General features: G+C 72.4%; 17 protein-coding genes. 10 read left to right on the forward strand and 7 right to left on the reverse strand.

The window, feature by feature from the left end:
- Positions 1 to 54 precede the first annotated feature (54 nt).
- Genes C8N24_RS25815 through C8N24_RS25830 form a run of 4 tightly spaced genes read left to right on the forward strand, consistent with a single transcriptional unit; the run spans position 55 to position 6386 of the window.
- Positions 55 to 1626 carry an FG-GAP repeat domain-containing protein gene (locus C8N24_RS25815; RefSeq protein ID WP_121255558.1) on the forward strand — a complete coding sequence of 524 codons (1572 nt, stop codon included), beginning with the start codon at positions 55 to 57 and terminating at the stop codon, positions 1624 to 1626.
- Positions 1627 to 1668: 42 nt separating this feature from the next.
- Complete coding sequence (locus C8N24_RS25820) at positions 1669 to 3216, forward strand: FG-GAP repeat domain-containing protein (protein ID WP_121255560.1); 1548 nt, start codon at positions 1669 to 1671, stop codon at positions 3214 to 3216.
- Positions 3217 to 3258: 42 nt separating this feature from the next.
- Positions 3259 to 4797, forward strand: a complete 1539-nt coding sequence (locus tag C8N24_RS25825) for an FG-GAP repeat domain-containing protein (RefSeq protein ID WP_121255562.1) — start codon at positions 3259 to 3261, stop codon at positions 4795 to 4797.
- Between the two features lie 44 nt (positions 4798 to 4841).
- Positions 4842 to 6386 carry an FG-GAP repeat domain-containing protein gene (locus tag C8N24_RS25830; protein ID WP_121255564.1) on the forward strand — a complete coding sequence of 515 codons (1545 nt, stop codon included), beginning with the start codon at positions 4842 to 4844 and terminating at the stop codon, positions 6384 to 6386.
- A 16-nt stretch (positions 6387 to 6402) separates the two neighbouring features.
- Here the strand turns inward: C8N24_RS25830 and C8N24_RS25835 are convergent, their stop codons facing one another.
- Complete coding sequence (locus tag C8N24_RS25835; protein ID WP_121255566.1) at positions 6403 to 7554, reverse strand: DNA polymerase domain-containing protein; 1152 nt, start codon at positions 7552 to 7554, stop codon at positions 6403 to 6405.
- Positions 7555 to 7631: 77 nt separating this feature from the next.
- On the opposite strand from C8N24_RS25835, the gene C8N24_RS25840 reads away from it, so the two are divergent.
- From C8N24_RS25840 to C8N24_RS34815, 3 genes are all read left to right on the forward strand, one after another.
- On the forward strand, positions 7632 to 7961 hold the full coding sequence (locus tag C8N24_RS25840; protein ID WP_121255568.1) for an STAS domain-containing protein: 330 nt from the start codon (positions 7632 to 7634) through the stop codon (positions 7959 to 7961).
- Entirely contained in the window at positions 7961 to 10042 is a 2082-nt protein-coding gene (locus tag C8N24_RS25845) for a SpoIIE family protein phosphatase (protein WP_121255570.1), read from the forward strand. The genes C8N24_RS25840 and C8N24_RS25845 overlap by 1 nt, the downstream gene beginning before the upstream one ends.
- Positions 10043 to 10217: 175 nt before the next feature.
- Positions 10218 to 13568: a reprolysin-like metallopeptidase gene (locus C8N24_RS34815; protein WP_211340149.1), complete on the forward strand. Its 3351-nt coding sequence runs from the start codon at positions 10218 to 10220 to the stop codon at positions 13566 to 13568.
- 21 nt (positions 13569 to 13589) lie between these two features.
- On the opposite strand, the gene C8N24_RS25855 is transcribed toward C8N24_RS34815, so the two are convergent.
- Genes C8N24_RS25855 through C8N24_RS25870 form a run of 4 tightly spaced genes read right to left on the reverse strand, consistent with a single transcriptional unit; the run spans position 13590 to position 17630 of the window.
- Positions 13590 to 14402, reverse strand: a complete 813-nt coding sequence (locus C8N24_RS25855) for a carbohydrate ABC transporter permease (RefSeq protein WP_121255572.1) — start codon at positions 14400 to 14402, stop codon at positions 13590 to 13592.
- Positions 14399 to 15349: a carbohydrate ABC transporter permease gene (locus C8N24_RS25860; protein ID WP_121255575.1), complete on the reverse strand. Its 951-nt coding sequence runs from the start codon at positions 15347 to 15349 to the stop codon at positions 14399 to 14401. The genes C8N24_RS25855 and C8N24_RS25860 overlap by 4 nt, the downstream gene beginning before the upstream one ends.
- A complete protein-coding gene (locus C8N24_RS25865) occupies positions 15330 to 16631 on the reverse strand; it encodes an extracellular solute-binding protein (RefSeq protein ID WP_121255577.1) in 1302 nt (433 codons plus the stop codon). Before C8N24_RS25865 ends, C8N24_RS25860 begins: the two co-directional genes overlap by 20 nt.
- A 15-nt stretch (positions 16632 to 16646) precedes the next feature.
- Positions 16647 to 17630: a LacI family DNA-binding transcriptional regulator gene (locus tag C8N24_RS25870; protein ID WP_121255579.1), complete on the reverse strand. Its 984-nt coding sequence runs from the start codon at positions 17628 to 17630 to the stop codon at positions 16647 to 16649.
- A 29-nt stretch (positions 17631 to 17659) separates the two neighbouring features.
- On the opposite strand from C8N24_RS25870, the gene C8N24_RS25875 reads away from it, so the two are divergent.
- From C8N24_RS25875 to C8N24_RS25885, 3 genes are read left to right on the forward strand one after another with little or no spacing between them, the layout of a single operon-like run.
- Positions 17660 to 19036 carry a glycoside hydrolase family 5 protein gene (locus tag C8N24_RS25875; RefSeq protein WP_121255581.1) on the forward strand — a complete coding sequence of 459 codons (1377 nt, stop codon included), beginning with the start codon at positions 17660 to 17662 and terminating at the stop codon, positions 19034 to 19036.
- 11 nt (positions 19037 to 19047) lie between these two features.
- Positions 19048 to 19878, forward strand: a complete 831-nt coding sequence (locus C8N24_RS25880) for a patatin-like phospholipase family protein (RefSeq protein WP_121255582.1) — start codon at positions 19048 to 19050, stop codon at positions 19876 to 19878.
- A gap of 16 nt (positions 19879 to 19894) precedes the next feature.
- Positions 19895 to 20869 (forward strand): 1-acyl-sn-glycerol-3-phosphate acyltransferase, encoded by a 975-nt coding sequence (locus tag C8N24_RS25885; protein WP_121255584.1) that lies wholly within the window; start codon positions 19895 to 19897, stop codon positions 20867 to 20869.
- Here C8N24_RS25885 and C8N24_RS25890 read toward each other — a convergent pair.
- The gene (locus C8N24_RS25890; protein WP_121255586.1) at positions 20866 to 21423 is read right to left on the reverse strand and encodes a hypothetical protein; all 558 of its coding nucleotides are present in this window, start codon (positions 21421 to 21423) and stop codon (positions 20866 to 20868) included. The genes C8N24_RS25885 and C8N24_RS25890 overlap by 4 nt on opposite strands.
- Before the next feature lie 124 nt (positions 21424 to 21547).
- Entirely contained in the window at positions 21548 to 23173 is a 1626-nt protein-coding gene (locus tag C8N24_RS25900; protein ID WP_170179423.1) for a S8 family peptidase, read from the reverse strand.
- Positions 23174 to 23243: the final 70 nt, after the last annotated feature.

Here is a 23243-nt window from a genome sequence, read left to right on the forward strand (position 1 = left end):
TCGAGGGGGCCGTGGCCTTGCGTCGCGCCCCGATCGGCGGGAGGCTCGCGACGGATGAGCACGCTGGCACGTTGGACCGCCGTAGTCGGCGGAGTCGTCGCAGTCGCCGCCACCGCCGCCCCGGCCCACGCCTCGTTCCTCCAGGAGCTCGGCTCGCCGTTCCCCGTCGGCACGGCGCCGTACGGGGTGGTCGCGGGGGACTTCAACCGCGACGGCCTGCCGGACCTGGTGGCGCTGAACGGCACGACCAGCTCGATCACCACGATCCTGCGCCGGTCCACCGGCAGCTTCCAGGTCGAGGGGCCGACCGGCGCGGTCGCCGGGCCGAGCGGCGGCGCGGTCGCCGACTTCAACCGCGACGGCAACCCTGACGTCGCCGTCTCCGGCTACACCGGTAGTGGGGTGTCGGTGCATCTGCGCGTCCCGGGCGGGTTCATGGCCGCCAACGGGTCGCCATACCCGGTCGCCAAGGCCGGCGCGGTGGCCGTTGCCAACTTCAACGGCGACGAGTACCTCGACATCATCGCCTCACGCTACGACGCCGGCGGGTTGACGGTCCTGCTCGGGCAGGCCAACGGCAGCTTCGTCGCCGAGGGCAACGCGCCGTCCACCGGCGCCGAGCCGCGCGCGATCGCCGTCGGGGACTTCAACGGCGACAAGCGGCCCGACGTCGCCGTGACCAACCGCGGGAGCGACACCGTCACCGTGCTGCTGCGCCGTGCGGCCACGCCCGGCTTCGACGCCGCGCCGGGCTCGCCGTTCGCGGTCGGGGACCAGCCGATCGGCATCGTGGCCACCGACCTCACCGGCGACAGCCAGCTCGACCTGGCGGTCGGCAACTACGGGACCGACAACGTCACCGTGCTCGCCGGGCAGTCCAACGGCGCCTTCGCGCCGCTCAGCGGGTCGCCGTTCGCGGCCGGTGATGGCGCCGCGGGCATCGTCTCGGCGGACTTCAACGGCGACGGCGCGGCCGACCTCGCGGTGTCCAACAACGTGGCCAACACCGTGTCGGTACTTCTGCGCACGGCCACCGGGTTCGCCCCCGAGCCGGGCTCTCCCTACCCGACCGGGCAACAGCCCGGCCAGCTCGCGACCGCGGACTTCAACGGCGACAAGAAGGCCGACCTGGCGATCCCGAACGGGTCCGACAACAACGTGACCGTGCTGCTGAACACGACGCCCGACCCGACGCCGCCGCCGGGGCCGGGTCCCGGCCCGGGCCCGGGACCTGGGCCGACGCCGCCACCTCCGACGCCGTCGATCAACGCGCGGCTCGTGCTCACCTGGACGATCACCAAGCGCGACGTGCGCCTGAACTCGGCCACGCTCCACGACCTGCCCGCAGGCGGCGCGACGGTGAAGATCGCGTGCAAGCCGTGCAAGGTCAGCCAGACGCTCAAGGCGAAGAAGGCGACCCTGTCGCTGCGCAAGCTCGTGAACAAGCGGCTCAAGCGCGGCACGACGTTCACGGTCGCGATCACCAAGCCCGGCTGGAACGGCCTGACGTTCACCCGCAAGGTCAAGCAGTACGGGCGCACGCGCAAGGCCCTCCGCAAGGCGGTGAAGGCGCCGTTCAGCGAGCGGCGCCGGTGCGTGCCGCTCGCGGCGGGGAGGAAGTGCTGACGGCGTGACCGACGGGCGCGACGGGTACCGTCTCTCGCGCCCATGAAGAAGTCGTATCGCTGGATCGGCGCGGCGCTCGCCGTCTTCGCCGTCGCCGCTCCGCCCGCCCGGGCGTCGTTCCTGCAGGAGCTCGGATCGCCCTTCGCCGTCGGGACGGTGCCGTACGGGCTCCTTCCGGCGGACTTCAACGGGGACGGCGCGCCGGACCTGCTGAGCATCAACGGTGGCTCGAGCAGCGCGACGCTGCTGCTCCGCCGGGCGGCCGGCGGATTCGCGGCCGAGGGCACGACGCCGGTGGCGGGCGCGCCGAACTTCGGCGTGGTGGCCGACTTCAATCGGGATCAGCGGCCGGACTTCGCCGCGGCCGGGTTCGCCGACCCGGGCGCGGCCGGCGTCTATCTACGCCAGAGCGCGGGTGGGTTCCTGGAGGCGCCCGCGAGCCCGTTCACGACCGGGCCGCTCGGCTCGATCGCCGCCGGCGACTTCGACCGCGACGGGCTCCTGGACCTCGTCGTCGGCCAGTTCAACGCGGGCACGGTCACCGTCCTCCGCCAGCGGGCGAACGGCACTTTCTCGCAGGAGGGTGCCCCGATCCCCACCGGCGTCCAGCCCCGGTACATCGTCACCAGCGACTTCAACGCCGACGGCCGGACGGACGTCGCGGTCTCCAACGCCGGCCCTGGCACCGTCTCGATCCTGCTCGGCCAGGCCGACGGCAGCCTCCAGAACGAGCCCGGCTCGCCGTTCCGCGTCGGCGTGCAGCCGTGGATGATCGCCGTCGCCGACTTCACCCGCGACGGCCGGCCTGACCTCGCGGTCGCCAACTACACGTCGAACCAGGTCTCGCTGCTCGCGCGCGGCGCCGACGGCGGCTTCACGCCCATGGCAGGCTCGCCGATCGCGGTGCCGGGCGGGCCGGTGGGCATCGCGACGGCCGACTTCAACCGGGACGGGCAGGCCGACCTCGCCGTCTCGAGCGTCGACGCCAACGCCGTCACCGTCCTCCTCCGCCAGGGGGACGGCTCGTTCGCCCCGGAGCCCGGCTCACCGCTGCCGACCGGTGCGGCCCCGTACGGGCTCGCCACCGCCGACTTCAACCTCGACGGCAAGCCGGACATCGCCACCGCCAACCGCGACGCCGGAAGCGTGACGGTCCTGCTGAACACCACGCCGGACCCGGCCGCACCGCCCGCGCCGCCGCCGCCGCCCGCACCGGCGCCGACCCCGTCGATCAACGCGCGGCTCGTGCTCGCCTGGACGGTCTCCAAGACCTCGGTCAAGCTCAACTCGGCGCGTCTGCGGGACCTCCCGATCGGCGCTCGGGTGCGCGTCTACTGCAAGCCGTGCAAGGTCAGCCAGACGCTGACCGCCAAGAAGTCCACGTTGTCGTTGACGAAGCTCGTCAACAAGCGCCTCAAGCGCCGTGCGACGTTCACGGTCGCGATCTCGAGGCCGGGCTGGAACGGCCTGACGTTCACGCGCAAGGTCAGGAACTACGGTCGCACGAAGAAGGCGTTGCGCAAAGCGGTGAAGGCGCCGTTCACCGAGACACGCCGATGCGTGCCCGCGACGCCGGGGGGCAAGTGCTGACGGCGTGAGCGTCGAGCGGTGCAGGTACCGTTCCCGGCACTCATGCTGAAGCCGCTTCGCTGGACCTGCGCGGTCCTTGCCGTCTCTGCAGTCGCCGCGCCGCCCGCCGACGCTGCCTTCCTGCAGGAGATCGGATCACCCTTCGCGGTCGGATCGGTCCCGTGGGGCGCGGTCGTCGCCGACTTCAACCGCGACGGGCGACCGGACATCGTCGCCATCAACGGCGGGACCGGCACGGCTTCGCTGCTGCTGCGCCAGACCTCCGGGGGCTTCAAGACCGAGAGCACCACCGCGGTGGCGCCGGCCACCAACTGGGGAGCGGTCGCCGACTTCAACCGTGACGGTTGGCCGGACTTCGCGGCCAGCGGCTGGGACCCCGGCTCGGCGAGCGTATCGCTGCGGAACCCGGACAACGGCTTCCTGCCGGCCCCGTCGACGCCGGTGGCCACGGGCCAGCTCGGCTCGATCGCCGCCGCGGACTTCAACGGCGACGGCCTCGTCGACCTCGCGGTCGGCCAGTACAGCGCCAACACGGTCACGATCCTCCAGCAGCGCGTGGACGGCACGTTCACGCCGGAGGGCCCCGCGCTCGCGACCGGCGCCGGGCCGCGCTACATCGCCACGGGCGACTTCAACGGCGACGCGCGTCCCGACCTCGCCGTGACCAACGCCGGCAGCGGCACGGTCACGATCCTGCTCAAGCAGGCGGGGGCAGGCTTCCTGCCGGAGGCCGGCTCGCCCGTCGCGGTCGGCGCGATCCCGTGGTTCGTCACCGCCGGAGACCTCAACGGCGACGGGCGCACCGACCTCGCCGTCGCCAACCTCGGCGCGGACACCGTGACGGTGCTCGAACGCGGCGCCGCCGGTGGGTTCACCCCGTCGACGATCCCGGTCGCAGGCGGGCCGATGGGCGTCACGACCGCGGACTTCAACGGCGACGGGCGGCTCGACCTGGCCGTCACCAGCCACAACGCCAACACGGTCAGCGTCCTGCTGCGCCAGCCGGCGGGGACGTACGTGCTGGACAGCGGCTCGGCGTTCGCGACCGGCGCGAACCCGGCCACGGTCGTGGCGGCGGACTTCAACCTCGACGGCAAGGCGGACCTGGCGGTCACGAACATCGGGGCGAACTCGGTCACGGTCCTGTTGAACACGACCCCCGATCCCGTGCCGCCCGCGCCGCCCGCTCCACCCGCGCCGCCGACGCCGACGCCATCGGTGAACGCACGGCTCGTGCTCGCGTGGACGGTGACCAAGACGTCCGTCAAGCTCAACTCGGCGACGCTGCGCGACCTGCCGGCCGGCGGGGCGACCGTGAAGGTCTACTGCAAGACGTGCAAGGTCAGCCAGACGCTGCGGACCACGAAGCGCACGCTGGCGCTGAAGAAGCTGCGCAACCAGCGGCTCAAGCGCAAGGCGACGTTCACCGTGACGGTCACCGCCGCCGGGCACAACGGCCTGAGCTTCACGCGTCGCGTCAAGAACTACGGGCGGACCCGCAAGGCCCTGCGCAAGACCGTGAAGTCCCCGTTCACGGAGACGCGCAAGTGCGTCTCCGTGGTTCCCGGCCGCCGGTGCTGAGGGTGTTGACCGGGCGGGCGAGACGGCTACCTTCTTCCGGGCCCATGAAGAAGTCGCTTCTCCGGACTGGCGCGGTGCTCGCCGTCCTTGCCGCCGCCCCGTCCGCCCACGCGTCGTTTCTTCAGGAGATCGGGTCGCCGTTCGCGGTCGGGGCGTCCCCGATCGGGCTGTACGCGGTGGACCTCAACCGGGACGGGCTCCCGGACCTGGTCAGCGTCAACAGCGCCGGGAACTCGGTGACCCCGCTGCTGCGCCGGGCAGGCGGCGGGTTCGCCGCGGAGGCCGCCGTCCCCGTCGGGGGCAATCCGAGCTTCGGCGCGGTCGCCGACTTCAACCGCGACGGCTGGCCGGACTTCGCCACCGATGGCAGCAACCCCGGCACGACGTCGATCCTGTTGCGGGATCCGCCGTCCAGCTGGTTGGCCGCGCCCGCGTCGCCCGTCGCCACCGGGCCGGCGGCGTCGCTTGCGGCCGCTGACTTCAACGCCGATGGGTTCGTCGACCTCGCGGTCGGCCAGTACAACGCCGGCACCGTGCAGATCCTGCGGCAACGCCGTGACGGCGCCTTCGTCGCCGAAGGGGCGCCGATCGCGACCGGCGGCAGCCCGCGTTACATCACGGCCGCCGACTTCAACGCCGACGGGCGGCCCGATCTCGCCGTGACCAACATCACCACGAGGACGGTGGCGATCCTCATCACCCAACCCGATGGCAGCCTGCTGCCGGAGGGCACGCCGATCCCGGTCGGCAGCGACCCATGGGTGACCGCGGCCGCCGACTTCACCGGCGACGGGCTCCTCGACCTGGCGGTCGCCAACTGGCTGTCGGACACGGTGACGCTGCTCAAGCGCGAGGCGGGTGGGTTCACCCCGATGGCGGGCTCGCCGATGGTGGTGCCGGGCGGTCCGGTCGGCATCGCGGCCGCCGACTTCAACCGCGACGGCCGCGCCGATCTCGCGGTCGGCAACCACCGGTCCAACGCGGTGAACGTGCTGCTGGGGCAGCCCGACGGATCGTTCCTGCAGGACGCCGGCTCTCCGCTGTCGATCGGCGTCAACCCGTTCAGCGTGGTGGCGGCGGACTTCAATGGCGACGGCAAGCCCGACCTGGCGACGGCGAACGCCGGCTCCGCGAACGTCACCGTGCTGCTCAACACCACGCCCGACCCGCCCGTGCCGCCGGGACCGCCGCCGCCACCTCCGCCGCCACCGCCCGTGCCGCCGACGCCCTCGATCAGCGCGCGGCTGGTGTTGGGCTGGTCGGTGTCGAGGACGAGCGTCAAGCTCACGTCCGTGCGGCTGCGCGACGCGCCGGTCGGCTCGCGCGTGCGGATCTACTGCAAGCCGTGCAAGGTCAGCCAGTCGCTGACCACCAAGGGCAAGACCGTGACGCTCAGCAAGCTGCGCAACAAGAAGCTCAAGCGCCGGGCGACGTTCACGGTGACGATCACCGCCCCCGGCTACAACGGGATCACGCTCACGCGCAAGGTCAAGAACTACGGGCGTTCGCGCGCGGCGCTGCGCAAGGCGGTGAAGGCGCCGTTCATCGAAGGTCGGCGCTGCGTGCCGCTGTCCGGCCCGAAGTGCTGAGCGAGCGGCGGCGCCGTCAGGCGTCGCCGTCCTCCTCGAACTCGTGCAGGTGGCCCTGTCCGGTGCGCGGCTTGGCACCGAACCCGCGCTGAGAGCCGCCGAGCGAGACGCCTGGCGGCGGGCCGCCCGGCTGGGGGTCCCCGGCCCGGCCGCGGTGGGCCGGGCGGTCACGGTCGCGGCTGGGCTGCACGCGCTTGGGTTCCCGCGCGGCCTTCGGGAAGTGCGGCGGCCACGGGGCGTCGCCGAGCCCGCCCTCCTCGTCGCGGCGCGCGAGGTCCAGCAGCGCCTCGAGCGAGCCGGGCACGTCGTCGATGCTCGCCGCCGGGTCGCCGACCGCGGCCAGCCGGGCCGGAACGGTGTCGATCCGCAGGTCACCGGGCTCGACGTCCGCGACCTCCGACCACTCGAGCGCGCACGAGACCCGCGCGTCGGGCGTGGGGCGGACCGAGTAGCCCGAGGCCACCGTGCGGTCGCGCGCGTTCTGGTTGTAGTCGACGAACACGCCGTGCCGCTCCTCCTTCCACCACTTCGACGTGGCCAGGTCGGGAGCGCGCCGTTCCACCTCGCGCGCGAGCGCCAGCGCGGCGCGGCGGACCTCGAGGAACTCCCAGTCGGGCGTGATCCGCACGAGGATGTGGATGCCCTTGGAGCCCGAGGTCTTCGGGTATCCGCGCAGGCCGTGGTCACGCAGCACCTCGTCCGCCACGAGCGCGACGCGCCGCACGTCGTCCCACGCGACGCCGTCCCCGGGGTCGAGGTCCACGCGCAGCTCGTCCGGCCGGTCGAGGTCCGCGCGCCGGCACGGCCACGGGTTGAAGTCGATCACGCCGAGGTTCACGGCCCACACCAGGTGCGCCGCGTCGTTGGCCACGAGCTCCTCGGCCGTGCGGCCCGACGGGAAGCTGACGGTCGCCGTCTGCAGCCAGTCGGGCACCTTCTGGGGCACCCGCTTCTGCCAGATCGGCTCCTCCATGATCCCCGAGACGAACCGCTTCATCATCGTCGGGCGCTCGCGCACGTGGCGCAAGGCCGCCTCGCCGACCGTCAAGTAGTACGTCGCGAGGTCGAGCTTCGTCCACCCGGGCTTCGGGAAGTAGACCTTCGCGGGGTTCGAGAGCCGAACCTCGCGCCCCGCCACCTCGAGCATCGTGTATTCGCTCTTGGCCATGTCCGGAGCCTATTCGCGGCGTCCTCGAGAACACCTGGACTGGTCGAGCGGTCTCCACCCTGAGAAGATCGTGGCGAATGGAGGCCGGTCCGGACTTCACGGTGACGCGCACGCGCGTCGGCGACGCCACGATCGTGGCGCCTCATGGCGAGATCGACCTCGCCACGGTCGACCGCGTCGGCGAGGCGGTACTGGCCGTGCACGCGGACTCGGACGGCCAGATCGTCCTGGACCTGCGGGAAGTCGCCTTCATTGACTCGACCGGGATCCGCCTCGTCGTCCAGCTCGCGCGCGATCTCGACGGCCGCTTCGCGGTCGTCCGCGGCAGCGGCGAGGTCGCACGCGTGTTCGACCTGGTCGGCCTGGACGGGCGCGTGCGCATGCTCGACACGCCACCGGAGAGCTGATGCGCAACGCCCTGGTCGTCGCCCCGCTGATCGCGGGGTGCGTCCTGTTGCTGACACTCCTGCTGAGCACGACGCTCGTGTTCGCGCCCGTGATCATCGTCGTCACGGCGGTGGTGTTCGTGCTCGGTGTGGCCCACGGCCGCGCCGGCGTCGCCGCCGACCGCGAGCGGTTCGAGCTGATCCGCGGCGCGGCGTTGATCGCCGACACGCAGCTCAGCGTCGACGAGGTGCGCGAGCGCCTGCGCGAGCTGCTGACGCCCGAGTTCGCGACCACCTGCGAGATCGACCTCGAGCACACCGAGCCGGCCGCGCACACCTCCAGCACGATCGTCGTCCCGCTGCGCGCCCGCGGGCGCGACGTCGGGACGCTGCGGCTCTCCAGCGACCACCGCACGTACTCCGCCGACGAGCGCGAGTTCGCGCAGCTGCTCGCCGGCCGCGTCGCGCTCGCGGTCGAGAACGCCGGGCTGTTCGTCGAGCTGCAGCGGCTCGCGACCGCGCTCGACAGCCTGGCCGACGCGGTCACGGTGCAGGACCACACGGGCCGGCTCGTCTACGCCAACGAGGCCGCCGCCCACAACCTCGGCTTCACCACCGCCGCCGAGCTGCTCGCGACGCCGCCGCAGGCGATCATCGACAACTTCGAGACCTTCCTCGAGACGGGCGCCCCGGTCACGCTCGAGCACCTCCCGGGCCGAGCCGTGCTGCGCGGCGAGTCGCCCGAGCCGCTGGTGGTGCGCGGCATCCGGCGCGACACGGGGGAGGAGCGCTGGCGCGTGATCAAGGCCACGCCCGCTCCCGGCGGGCTGGCCGTGAACGTGATCGAGGACATCACCGAGGTCAAGCGTGCCGAGCACGCGCAGCGCTTCCTCGCCCAGGTCAGCGCGCTGCTCGCCTCCAGCCTGGACTACGAGCGCACGCTCGACCGGATCGCGCGGCTGGCGGTCCCGCGGCTCGCCGACTGGTGCAATGTGACGATGCCGAGCGGCGACCGCCTGCGCAGCGTCGCGCTCGTGCATCGTGATCCGGCCATGCTCGAGCTGGCGCACGAGTACCAGGACCGCTACCCGGCGAAGCTGGATGCCCCCGGCGCGGTGCGCGTGCTCGGCGGCGAGTCGCTGCGCGTCAACGACATCGACGACGCGAAGCTGGCCGCGATCGTGTCCGACCCCGAGCAGCGCGCGGGCGCGGCCCGGCTCGGCCTGCGGGCGTTCATGGCGGTGCCGATGCTCGGCTCGGCCGGGCCGATCGGCTCGATCACGTTCGCCAGCGGCGAGTCCGGGCGTTCCTTCAGCGCCGCGGACCAGCGGCTGGCGGAGGACATCGGCCGGCGCGCGGGGATCGCGGTCGAGAACGCCCGGCTCTACCGCGAGCGCTCCGAGATCGCGCGGACGCTGCAACGCGGCCTGCTGCCCGACGCGCTGCCGAGCATCCCCGGCATGCGGCTCTCGAGCCTCTACCGACCGGCGGGCGTCGAGAACCTCGTCGGCGGTGACTTCTACGACGCGTTCCCGACCGCCGACGGCTGGATGCTGCTCGTCGGCGACGTCACCGGGCGCGGAGCGGCGGCCGCCGCGCAGACCGGCCAGGCCCGGCACACCCTCCGCACCGCCGGCCAGCTGCTGTCCGACCCGGCCGCCGCACTGGAGCAGCTCAACCGCGCGCTGGCCGACCGCCACGAGCTCGCGCCGTGCACCGTCGCCATGGTGCATGTCACCGCGCAGACCACCGATGTGCTGTGCGCGGGCCATCCTCAGCCGCTGCTGATCCGCGACGGCGAGCCGCGGCCAGTCGGCCGCTTCGGACCGATGCTCGGCGCCTGGAGCGACGCGCGCTGGCAGCCCGAGTCGCTCGTGCTCGAGCCCGGCGACGTGCTCGTCCTCTACACCGACGGCGTCACGGACGCCGAGGGCGAGGCGGACCGCTTCGGCGACGAGCGGCTGCTCGAGGCGCTGCGCGGCACCGGCGACGCCGCGGGCGCGGTCGCCGCGATCGACCGCGCGCTGAACGCCTTCCAGCACGGCGAGCAAGCCGACGACACCGCTGTGCTGGCGATAGACCTACCGGTCAGCAGTGCTTGATTTCCGCGGCGGCGATGTGAAGACTGCCTGAGTCGGAGGGGACTCGAGGAAGACGAGAGGGGTCAGTGGGATGAGAGTTGGACGGCTCACGGCTGGGCTGTTAACGGCTGCGGCAGCGGCCGCGGCGGCACCGGCCGCTGCGCAGGGGGACGTGTGGGAGCCGATCGCGGGATCGGTGTCGGCGAAGAACGCCGAGGTCAAGCCTGAGCGCTTCAAGGCGTTCACGCTCGACGAGAGCGGGCTCGCGGCGGGGTTGGGCGCGAGCGCGAAGAGCCGCGGCGCCGCGGCCACCGTGCTGACGGTGCCCGGCCCGGACGGCGAGCTGCAGCGCTTCCGCGTGCGCGAGACGGCGATCATGGAGCCGGGCCTGGCGGCCGCGCACCCGGAGATCAAGACCTACGCGGGCGAGGGCATCGACGACCCGCGTGCGTCGATCGTGGCGGACACGAGCCCGATCGGGTTCCACGCCGCGGTCCGCACGGGATCGGGCAACTGGTACGTCGATCCGTACTACAAGGGCGCCGCGAAGGACGTCTACGTCAGCTACCGCACGCGCGACCTGGCGCACGACGAGGCCAAGGCGCTCGTCGAGGAGGAAGGCCTCGTCGACGCCAAGGGCTCGGCGGCCGCGACGGCCGAGGCGCTCGGGCCGGAGGTCCAGCTGCGCACGTACCGGCTCGCGCTGGTCACGGACCCCAGCTACGCCACCTACCACGGCGCCGCGAACGTGACCGCCGCCAAGGTCGCGCTGATCAACCGCGTCAACCAGATCTACGAGACCGAGTCCGCGATCCGGATGGTCCTGATCAACGACACGGACAAGCTCAACCTCAACACGGCCGCGCTGGCGTCGCAGGCGAACGGGCCGTGCGGCTCCGCGCCGTGCTACCCGGCCGGCACCAGCTCGTGCGGCAACGTGCTGGACCGCAACCGCATCGTGATCGGCCAGATCGTCGGTGCCGGCGCGTACGACATCGGCCACATCGCCATGGGCAACTCGGGCGGTGGCGTCGCCGGGCAGGGCGTCGGCGGCGACCAGAAGGCGCGCGGCTGCACCGGGCTCACCACCCCGGTCGGCGACTACTTCGCCGTGGACTACGTCGCCCACGAGATGGGCCACCAGTTCTCGGCGCCGCACTCGTTCAACGGCACCCAGGTCAACTGCGGCGGCAACCGCAGCGCGGCCAACGGCTACGAGCCCGGCTCGGGCTCGTCGGTGATGGCGTACGCGGGCATCTGCGGCCAGGACAACCTGCAGCCGCACTCGGACCCGTACTGGGTCCCGGCCAGCTACCACACGATCCTCAACTACGTGAGCTCGGACCGTCCGGCGATCAACGAGGTCCAGAACGTCGCGCTGCGCGACTTCGCGGGCACCGACTCGCTGACGCTGACGTGGGACGGCAAGACCGTCGGCCCGTTCGTCAACGGCGTCAGCTACACCGCCGCGGACATCCAGGGCGCGCTCAACGGCCAGGAGGTCCAGGCCGTGCGCCTCGTCGGCTACGACGCCAACGGTGACGCGTACAAGCTCGCCTACAAGGGCGCGGAGAGCCACGTGATCGTCCGCGGCCAGAACAACACGGCGGCCGGCATCGCGAACGCGCTGCTGGGCGGCAACGAGCAGCAGCAGGTCACGCTGACGGGCTTCAACCCGGCTCAGAGCGCCTACACGATCCAGGTCAACGGGCAGAGCACGCCGGCCTTCGGGCTCGGCGGCACGACGCCCAGCGCCGCCACGATCGCCGCCGCCATCAACGCGATCCTGGGCTCGACGGGCACCGTCACGGTCACCGGCGTGGGCAACACCGGCTTCACCGTCACGTTCGCCGGCGCCCTGGCCGGCACCGACGTCCCGGCGATCGCCGTCACCCCCAGCGCGACGACGGTCACCGCCGCCGTGCGTGAGATCGCCAAGGGCGGCACGAGCATCCTGCCCACGGGCGCGACGGTCGGCGTCAGCAACCTGAGCGACACCGGCTACACGCTGCTGTTCGGCGGCACGCTGGCCAACCAAGACCTCGAGTCGCTGGCCGTGGTCGGCGCGACCGGCGTCGACGGCACCGTGATCGAGACCACCAAGGGTGGCGCCGGCATCCTCGGCACCGGCGCCACCGCGGCCGTCACCGGCTTCGGCGGCGGCGCATTCGACGCCACGGGCTTCCAGGTGACGTTCACCGGGACGCTCGCGGGCGCCGACCAGCCGCCGCTCAGCCTGGCGGTCGAAGGCGGGACGGGCTTCGTGGGCGAGACCGCCCGCGGCGGCGCGATCCAGAACGGCGGCAGCACGATCACGCCGACCGGCAACCGCTCGCCGGACGTGACCGTGCCGGCGACCTACACGATCCCGCCGCGCACGCCGTTCGCGCTGACCGGCAGCGCCGTCGACCCCGACGGGGACGCGCTCACGTACATGTGGGAGCAGAACGACCCGGGCGGGCTGCAGAACGTCAGCAACGCGGGCACCGCGCTCGTCAGCCAGACCAAGACCAACGGCCCGCTGTTCCGCCAGCTCGGCGTCGGCACGGACATCGCGCTGGCCGACTCGCTCAAGTACCACTCGCCGGGCCTGAACCTGGCCGGGACGAACCCCACGCGGACGTTCCCGGACATGCTGCAGATCCTGGCCGACAACACGAACGCCCGCACCGGGCGCTGCGAGGTCGGCACGCTGCCGGGCGGCAACACGGCGATCCCTGTCGCGGCGCGCGAGTGCTTCGCCGAGTGGCTGCCGACGGCGGAGTACGTCGGCTTCTTCAGCGATCGCACGATGACGTTCCGCCTGACCGCGCGTGACGGCAAGGCGGGCGGCGGCGGCCTCGGCTACGCGCAGACGCGCGTGACCGTCGCCCCGGGCGCGGGCGCGTTCCGCGTCACCTCCCAGAACCTCTCGCAGGTGATCTTCGGCACCACGAAGCAGAACGTCACCTGGGACGTCGCGGGCACCGACCTCGCGCCGATCTCCGTCGCCAACGTGAAGATCTCGCTGTCCACGGACGGCGGCCTGACGTACCCGACGGTGCTGGCCGAGAGCACGCCCAACGACGGCGCGCACGAGGTCACGTTCCCGTCGGTCAACGCCACCAAGGCGCGCATCAAGGTCGAGGCGATCGGCAACGTCTTCTTCGACGTCAGCCACGCCGACGTGTCGCTCACCGCGGCGCCGACGGCTCCGGTCGGCGGCACCGTGCCGGCGACGCTGAGCCTCACGCTCGGCGCTGCCGCGACGTTCCCGACGTTCGTGCCGGGCGTCGCGCAGGACTACACGGCCACGTCGAAGGCCACCGTGATCTCGACGGCGGGCGACGCGACGCTGTCGGTGTCCGACCCCGGGCGCATGACCAACGGCGCGTTCTCGCTGGCCGAGCCGCTGCGCGTGGAGCTCTCGAAGTCCACCTGGACCGGCCCGACCTCCAACGAGGACGTCGGCATCACCTACAAGCAGCTGATCAAGGCCAACGATCCGCTGCGCACGGGGACGTACAGCAAGACGCTGACGTTCACGCTCAGCACGACGAACCCGTAGCCGGCTGACCGGGCGGCGCGGTCAACCCTTGACCGCGCCGCTCGTGAGCCCGCGCACGAGATGGCGCTCGGCGAACGCGTAGAAGATCAGCGCGGGCACCATCGACAGCGTCGTGAACGCGAGGATGCGCGCGATGTCCGCCGTGTACTGGGTCGAGTAGTTCGTCACGCCCAGCGGCAGCGTCCAGTGGTCGGCCTCGGTCAGCACGACGAGCGGCAGCAGGAACGCGTTCCACGAGCCGACGAGCGCGAGTACGCTCACGGTCGCCAGCACGGGGCGCGACAGCGGCAGCAGGATCTGCCAGAAGAACCGCACCGGTCCGCAGCCGTCGATCGCCGCCGCGTCCTGGAGCTCGTTGGGGAAGCTCGCGAAGAAGGGGCGCAGGATGACGATCGTCAGCGGCAGCCCGAAGGCGGCCTGCGGCAGCGCCACGCCGAACGGGTTGTCCAGCAGCCCGAGGTTGCGGACCATGATGAAGATCGGCAGGATCGCCACCGCGACCGGGAACAGCAGCCCGAGCGTGAAGACCGTGTACAGCGCCTCCCGTCCCGGGAACGCGAACCGCGCGAACACGAAGGCGGCCAGCGCCGCGAGCGGGACGGTGAGCAGCGTGCTGATCACCGCGATCAGCGTCGAGTTGAGCACCTGGCGCCAGAAGGAGCCGCTGCCGAGGATGTCGCCGTAGTTGGAGAACACCCACGGGCTCGGCAGCCCAACCGGGTCGGCGGCCAGCTGCGCCGTGTCGCGGAAGCCGCCCAGCACCGCGTACAGCACCGGGACGAGGATCGCGAGGGCGACCAGGCCGGCGAACAGGTACAGGGCCGCCCGCCTCATCGGCCCATGCTCGTCAGCGCGCCGTCGAGGTCCCGGCGCAGCACGAACCGCTGGTAGGCGAGCGCGAACGCGAGCGAGATCGCGAGCATGATCACCGCGACGGCGCTGGCGTAGCCGAACTGGAAGCGCTTGAAGCCCCAGTCGATCATGTAGACCGCCATCGTGTTCGAGGCGTGGACCGGGCCGCCACCCGTCATCACCCACACCAGGTCGAAGAGCTGCAGCGCGCCGATGATGCTGAGGAAGACCGAGATGCGGATGGTCGGTCCGAGCAGCGGCAGCGTCACGTGCCGGAAGACGTCCCAGCGGTTCGCGCCGTCGACGATCGCGGCCTCCTCGAGCTCGCGCGGGATCTGCTGCAGGCCGGCGAGGTAGAGGATCATGTGGAAGCCGAAGTACTTCCAGGAGATTGCGACGAACAGCGTGTAGAGGACGATGCCGGGGTCGGCGAGCCACTCGCGCTCGACCGGCAGCACGCTGTCCGCGAGGCCGCCCGGCTGCAGCATCAGGGTGAACACGACGCCGGTCACGACCTCCGACAGCACGAACGGCGCGAAGTACAGCACCCGCAGCAGTGCCCGGCCCCGGATGCGCGCGCTCACGAGCAGCGCGACGGCGAGCGCGAACGGCAGCTGGATCACCAGCGACAGGACGATGAAGACGCCGTTGTGCCAGAGCGCGCCGGTGAAGACGTCGTCGGAGAACGCGCGGCGGAAGTTCTCGAGGCCGACGAAGTCGTCGAGGTCGCCGAGCCCGTTCCACTTGAAGCCGCTGTAGTACATCGCCTGCAGCACCGGGGCGATCACCAGCAGGCCGTAGAGCACGAGCGCGGGGGCGAGGAACAACGCGATCGTGCGCCAGCGCCGCCGGGCACGCGCGCGGCGTGCCCGGCGGACGGCGGTGGGGAGGACCCCGGCGACGGCGGCGCTATCCGGCCTTGGCGGCATCGGCGATCGTGCCCGCGACGTCCTGCGGCGACGCCTTGCCCGCGAACAGCTCCTGCACCGCGTCGTTGACCGCCTGGCCGACGGCGGGCGCGTAGGCCTGGTCGAGGTAGAGCTGCACGAAGTCGGCCTTGGCCCGCGCGTCGAGCACCGACTTCATGTTCACGTCGGTCACGGAGGACTCGGTGCCCTTCTTGACGGGCAGGATGCCGCCGCTGGCGCCCGCCTTGTTCGCGACGTCGCTGGTGACCAGGAACTTGGCGAAGTCGACGGCCTCGGGCGGCGCGTCCTTGCCGAACGCGAACCCGTCGCCGCCGCCGAACTGCTCGGTCGGGCCCCCGGCGCCGCCGTCGACCGTCGGGAACGGGAACCAGCCGAGGTCGCCCAGGACCGCGTCGGCGTCCTTGGCGTTGGCGGCGTAGGTGCTCGGCGCCCACTGGCCCATCAGGCTCATCGCGGCCTTGCCGGTGCCGATCTGCGCGGCCTCACCGCCGGCGCCGTCCCACGGGGCGGCCAGGAAGCCCTTCTGGAAGGGCTGCAGGTCGATCAGCCGCTGGAGCTCGTCGCCCGCCTTGACGAAGCCAGGACCGTCGAACGAGCCGTCCTCGCCGGCCTGCGCGAGCGCGTCCTTGCCCGCGATCCGCAGGCTCAGGTTCGCCCACCAGAACATGCCCGGCCACTTGTCCTTCTCGCCGATCGCGAGCGGCGTGATGCCCTTGGCCTTGAGCGTCTGGACCGTGGTCAGGAACTCGTCCCAGGTGGCCGGTGGCGTCTCGATGCCCGCCTTCTCGAAGAGCGACTTGCGGTACCAGACGCCGACCATGCCGAGGTTGAACGGGATGCCGTACTGCTTGCCGTCGAGCTCGTAGAGCCCGGTGGCGGCGGGGTTGAGCTCACCGATCCAGGCCTTGGTGGGCTCGGTGACGTCCTGGACGAGGCCGGCGTCCGCCTGCTCCTTGAGCGTGCCGCCACCCCAGGACTGGAAGATGTCGGGGACCTTGCCGCTCTGCATCGTCGTCGTGAGCTTGGCCTTGAAGGCCTCGTTCTCGAGCACCGTGACGTTGATCTTCACGTTCGGATGGTCGGCCTGGTAGGCCTGGACCGCGTCGGCCCAGATGCCCTTCATCGGCGGGTTGTTCTGGATGTGCCACCACTCGATGGTCACCGGCCCACCGTCGCTCTTCTTCGCGGCTGAGCCCGCGGGGTCGTCGTCACCGCCTCCGCAGGCGGCAAGCGACGCGGCAGCGGCCGCCAGGACCAGCGCGCTGCGGATCGGTCTCGTCATCTCCCTCTCCTCCTGTCATCTGCTGTCCCGGGTGCTCTGGCGCACCACGAGCGTCGTCGCGAGCTCGACGCGACGGTCCTCGGCCTGGCCGAGGACGAGGCGAGCCGCTGTGGCGGCCATCTCCGTCAGCGGCTGGCGGATCGTGGTCAGGGGCGGCCCCACCCAGCGGGCCATCGGCAGGTCGTCGAACCCGACGACGCTGAGGTCCTGGGGGATGGTGATCCCCTTGACCCGAGCGGCCTCGTAGACGCCGAACGCCTGGAGGTCGGAGCCGGCGAAGATCGCCGTCGGCGGGTCGTCGAGGTCCAGCAGCGCGGTGCCCTGCTCGAAGCCGGCCTCGAGGTGGAACGTGCCCCAGCGGACCAGGTCCGGGTCGACGGTCAGCCCGGCCGTCTCCAGCGCCGCCCGGTAGCCGTCCACCCGGGCGCGGCTGCACAGCATCGACGGTGGACCGCCGATCATGCCGATCCGCGTGTGCCCGAGCTCGAGCAGGTGCCGGGTGGCCGACAGGCCGCCGTTCCAGTTGGTCGCGCCCACGGACGGGACGCCGGACGCCGGCTCCCCGGCGGGGTCGACGACCACGAACGGGATGCTGCGGGCGGTCAGCCGCCCGATCTGCTCCGGGGTGAGCTCGGAGACCACGAGGATGAGCCCCGCGCTGCGCCGGCTCGCGACCGCGTCCACCCACGAGCGCCCGATCGCTCCCGGACCCTCCTGCGCGGACAGGACGACGCCGAGGTCGTTCTCGCGCGCGACCTCTTCGACGCCCTTGATGATCTCCATCGCCCATGGGCTCTCGAGCTCGTTGAACACGACGTCGAGGAGCGAGGCGTTGGCGGGCGCGGCCGGCCGCCGGTAGCCGTGCTCGCGCAGCATCCGCTCGACCCGCTCCCGGGTCTCCGGAGCCACGTCGGCGCGGCCGTTGACGACTTTCGAGACGGTCGGTACCGAGACGCCCGCGGCGTCAGCGATGCGGGCGATCGTGACGCGCTGTGCCATCGCCGCAACGTATCAGATATGTTTCGAGAATGGCGCGAAACTTTCAGGGTCTGCGCGTTGTCGGTAACGCGATCGTGGACGAGGCCGGCGCGCGTGTGGTCCTGCGCGGCGTCGGGCTGGGCGGCTGGATGAACATGGAGAACTTCATCACCGGCTATCCGGCGAACGAGAGCGCGATGCGGGACGCGGTGGGGGCGGTGCTCGGCGAAGCGCGCGCCGACGCCTTCTTCGAGCGCCTGCTGGACCGGTTCTTCACGGCCGAGGACGCCGAGCTGCTGGCGGGGCTCGGCGTCAACTGCGTGCGGTTGCCGATCAATCAACGTCACTTCGAAAGTGACGCGGAGCCGTTCAAGTGGCTTTCGAGAGGTTTCGAACGACTTGCGGCCGCGGTCGACGTGCTGGGGGCGCACGGCATCTACTCGGTGATCGACCTTCACGCGGTGCCGGGCAGCCAGAACCAGCACTGGCACTCGGACAACGCGACGCACATCGCGGCGTTCTGGAAGCACCCGCACTTCATGGATCGGGCGACCGCGCTGTGGGTGGAGCTCGCCGGACGGTTCGCCGGGAACCGCTGGGTGGCGGGCTACAACCTGCTCAACGAGCCGGCCGATCCCTCCGGGCTCCTGGTCGGGCCGTGGCACGCGCGCACCGTCGCCGCGGTGCGCGAGGTCGATCCCGACCACATCGTCTTCCTGGACGGCAACACGTACTCGACGGACTTCTCGAGCTTCGGCGAGCCGGTGGAGAACGCGGTCTACGCGTGCCACGACTACGCCCGCGACGGCATGGCCTTCGGCGGGCCCTACGACGGCGACGCGTCGCGGCTCGAGGCGACGTTCCTCAAGCGCACGCGCTACCAGCGGGAGACCGGGACGCCGATCTGGGTCGGCGAGTTCGGCCCGGTCTACACCGGGGTGCCGGAGTCGGACGAGCCGCGATACGCGCTGCTGGAGGACCAGCTGGAGCTGTACGCGTCCCGCGGCGCGGGCTGGTCGCTGTGGACGTACAAGGACGTCGGCCTGCAGGGCCTGGTGCACACGCCGCCGTCGTCGCTGTACATGCGTCTGTTCGGCGAGTTCCTGGGGAAGAAGGCCCGGCTGGGGGTGGACTCCTGGGGCTCGACGGATCGCGAGCAGGCGGAGGTGATGGAGCCGCTGCACGCCTTGATCGCGCGCGAGTTCCCGAGCTGGGAGCCGTACCCGTGGGACGCACGCTCGACGACCGACGACCTCGTGCGGCACCTGCTGTTCGCGCAGGCGATGGTGGGCGAGTACGCGGCCTACTTCGCGGGGCTCGACGACGCCGCGCTGGACGCCCTGGCGGACTCGTTCTCGCTCGCGAGCTGCGTGCGCCGTGAGCGCCTGTGCGAGATCGTGGCGTCGGCGGCCTTCGCCATGAGCTAGGTTCGTCGTCCATGACGACGGCGTTCGTGCTCGGCGGCGGTGGTCAGCTCGGCGCGCACGAGGCCGGGATGCTGCGCGCGCTCGTCGAGCGGGGCATCGCTCCGGACATGGTCGTCGGCACGTCGGTCGGCGCGATCAACGGCGCTGCGATCGCCACCTCGCCCACGGTCGAGCAGGCCGTCCGCCTCGGCGAGCTGTGGGGGACGCTCGAGAGCTCGGACGTGTTCGCGGGCTCGCTCTTCAACCGCCTGGCCACGCTGGCGCGGACGGGCACGCACCTGCACGACAACACCGCCCTGCGCGCGATCCTCGACGAGGCCCTCGAGCTGCCGCTGATCGAGCAGCTGCCGGTGACCTTCCAGTGCGTGGCGGCCAGCATCGAGCAGGCGGCCGAGCACTGGTTCACCTCCGGCTCGCTCGTGGACGCGGTGCTCGCCTCGGCCGCCGTGCCCGGCCTGCTGCCGCCCGTCGAGGTCGGCGGCGAGCACTTCATCGACGGCGGCATCGTCAACTCGATCCCCGTCGGCCGCGCCGTCTCCCTGGGCGCCGACCGCATCTTCGTCATGCACGTCGGCCGCGTCGACCGTCCGCTGCAACCACCCCGCCGTCCCTGGGAGGTCGCGCTCGTGGCCTTCGAGATCGCCCGCCGGCACCGCTTCGTCGGCGACCTCGCCGCGCTCCCGGACACCGTCGAGGTCCACGTCATGCCCACCGGCCAGGTCGAGCCCCCGAAGTACAACGACCTCTCGGCGCTGCGCTACCGGGGCGGCCTCGACGTGACCGAGAGCATCGCCCGTGCCCACGCGGCGTCCGCCGAGTACCTGCGAGAGCGCGGCCTGTGACGCGCGCCGCGGCCTGATGCGCGTCCCGTCCCCGCGCGTGCGGCGCGTCACCGTCGCGCCCGTCGTGCTCGCGCTCGAGCTCGCGCTGATCGCCGCGGCGCCGCTGCTCACCGCGATCGCGGCCCTGCTGTCGCCGCTGTTCGGCGGGCGCCGGCCGTTGCGGCTGCTGGCGCTCGTGCTCACGTACGCGGTCGGGCACGTCTCGGCGGTCGCCGCGTGTGCGCTGCTGTGGGCGTCCGGGCGCGGCGGGGCGCAGGGGCCGCACTACGCCGTCATGCGCTGGTTCGTCGGCGCGATCGCGCGCGCGGCGCTGCGGGTCGCGCGGGTCGGCATCACCATGCACGGGTCGGCCGCCGCGGAGGCGGCGCTGGCCGCGCGCACGCGGCCGCTCGTCGTGCTGTCGATCCACTCCGGTGAGGGCGACTCGCTGCTCGTGCTCGACCATCTGCTCCGGCGCCACCGCCGGCGGCCGCGGATCGTCATGCACCAGCTGCTCGCGCTGGACCCGCTGATCGACGTGATCGGCCGCCGCCTGCCGAACCGGTTCGTCGACCCGCGCGGCGGCGACATCGAGCGCGAGATCAAGGTCATGAGCCACGGCCTCGGCCCGGAGGACGCGGTGCTGATCTTCCCCGAGGGCGGCAACGTCACCGCCGAGCGCCGCAAGCGGGCGATCGAGCGGCTGCTGCACCGCGGCCACCACCGCGAGGCCGAGCGCGCCTCGCGCATGGGCCACCTCGGCGCGCCGCGGCCGGGCGGCGCGCTCGCGGCGCTCGAGGGCGCTCCGGACGCCGACGTGGTCTTCTTCGCCCACTCCGGCTTCCCGGACGGCTTCCGCGACACGTGGCGGACGCTGCCGGACCGCAAGCGGATCGAGGTCGAGCTGTGGCTCGTGCCCGCCGAGGAGATCCCGGCGGGCACCGACGCGCGGATCGACTGGCTGTTCGGCTGGTGGGGCGAGCTGGACGCCTGGGTGGCGGCGCGCCGCTAGTCGCTGAAGACCGCGGAGGCCAGGAACTTCACGGCCTCCGGGTCGGCGGCGGTGATCATCACCGTCCGGCAGCCCTTGACGCCGACCGCGATCTGCTTGCCGCTCTGCAGCGGGATCAACGCGTAGCGGCCCGCGCGCTGGACCTCGGAGCCGGTGGCCTGCGAGCTCGCGATCAGCCGTGACGCGTAGTCGATCGGGTCCTTGCTCGGCACGCCGACGAGGCTGCCCAGGTTGAGCTTGCTGCTCGACTGCTGGACGTCACGCACGTCGACCTTGCCCTCGGCCTCGTCCAGGCGAAGCGCCTTGACCGTCTGCGCGCGCTTGTCCTCGGCGACGGGCACGTAGTCGAAGTCCTGCGGCGGCGTGCCGTACGGCGGGTCCAGCTCCTGGCAGGGCGTGGCCTCGGCGGTGGCCGTGGGCGTCGCGGCGGTGCGCTCGCTCTCATCGCCCTTGGACGGCAGGAACTGCGCCACCACGACGATCACCGCGATCGCGACCGCGAGGAAGATGACGGTGCCGAGCAGACCCAGCCGGCGATTGAGGAGCGACCGCAAACCTCGCCCCACGGTAGCGGCGCCACCGATGAGTTCCGGTCGCGCCGGTCGTCTATAGGAGCACGATGCCGCGCACAGACCGCAACCGCCACGGGGACCGCGCCAGCCGCGACGACGACCCGCCTCACCGCACGCGGAACGTGACCGTCCGCGAGCCCATGCTCGTCGCGACGGTCAAGGTGTACTTCCCGGGCTTGAGCGTGCGGCCGTTCACGCGGCGCCCGAGGGTGAAGGTGCGCGACCCGGCCTTCGCCGACGCCGACCAGCGGCTCACCGCGCTCGCGCAGGCCTTCGCGCCGCACGCGCGGTGCACGGCCAGCGACACCTTGGTGGCGCCCGACACGGCGAACGTGACCTTCGCGCCCTTGCGGGCCGTGACGGTGCCGGTGACCGAGAGGTTGGAGACGACCGGCGCCGGGATCGGCGTGGCGGTCGGCGCGGGCGCCGGCGGGGCCGGGGGCGGCGGCGGCGCGGGCGGCTCCGGCGTGGGGGTGGGCGTCGGAGCGGGCGGCTCCGGCGTCGGCGTGGGCGTGGGCGTGGGCGCGCCGACGGCGTCGGTCGCGGCCGCGGCGTCCAGGCGGCCACCGGTCACCGACAGCCCGGCGAGCGGCGCGCGCACGTCGACCGAGCTGAGCAGCGCCGTCTTCAGCGCCGCGGTCGTCGCCGCCGGGCGCACGCCGAGCAGCAGGGCGGCGGCGCCCGCGACGTGCGGGGTCGCCATCGACGTGCCGTCCATGTAGACGTAGCCGCCGGGGACCGTCGAGGCGATGTCGACGCCCGGAGCGAACAGGTCGACGGCGGTCGCGCTGGTGTTGGAGAAGCTCGCGGCGAGGTCGTCCTCGTCGCTCGCGCCGACGCACACGACGTTGGCGGCGGCCGCGTTGCAGGGGTAGTAGCTCTCGGCGTTCGCGCCGTCGTTGCCGGCGGCGATCACGTACAGCGTGCCCGGGTGGGCCGCGATCACGCTCTCGACCGTCACCGAGTAGCCGAGCCCGCCGAGCGACGCGTTGACGACCTTCGCGCCCACGTTCCCGGCGTAGTCGAACGCCGCCGCGATCCGGCTCGCGGACGCCTGCGTGCCCGGCGCGCCGAACACCTTCACCGGCAGGATGCGCGCGCCGGGGGCGACGCCCGCGATGCCGACCCCGTTGTCGGCCAGCGCCGCGATCGTGCCGGCGACGTGCGAGCCGTGCGTGTGCGCCTGCGTCTCGACCGTGTTGTCGTTGTTGACGAAGTCCCAGCCCTGCCAGTCGTCGACGAAGCCGTTGCCGTCGTCGTCGACGCCGTTGGTCTCGCGCCCGTTGCCGCGCTCGCCCGGGTTGCCGGTGAACTGCCCGGCCAGGTCCGGGTGCGTCGTGTCGACCCCCGAGTCGACGACCGCGACGGTCGCGCCGGCGCCGGTGGTCCGCGTCCACGCGTCGGCGACGCTGATCCGCGGCAGGCCCCACAGGAGGCCCCAGTGCGTGTCGTTGGTCGCGGGGGAGGCGGGGAGGTCCGGCTCGGCGTAGACGACGTCCGGGTCGGCCTCGAGCGCGGCGAGTGCCGCCTCGACGTCGCCGTCACGCGGGGCGACGACCTCCGTGTCCGCCAGCGGGGACGTCTCGACGAGGCGGACGTCCGCGTCGCTGCGGACGGCCGCGCGCTCGCCGGCCGTCAGCCCGTCGACGCGCTTGACGATGATCGCGTCGTCGGCCCGGGCCGTGGCGGGAAGCACGAGAACGGCGAGGACGAGGCTGAGAGCGAGGCGCACATCCTGGTTGTCGGCCGCGATCGGCGGCCCCCGCACGGACTCGGCGCGTGTCCGGCCTGTGGCCGGATGG

Origin of the sequence: Solirubrobacter pauli (genome assembly GCF_003633755.1) — a bacterium.
Taxonomy (GTDB): Bacteria; Actinomycetota; Thermoleophilia; order Solirubrobacterales; family Solirubrobacteraceae; genus Solirubrobacter; species Solirubrobacter pauli.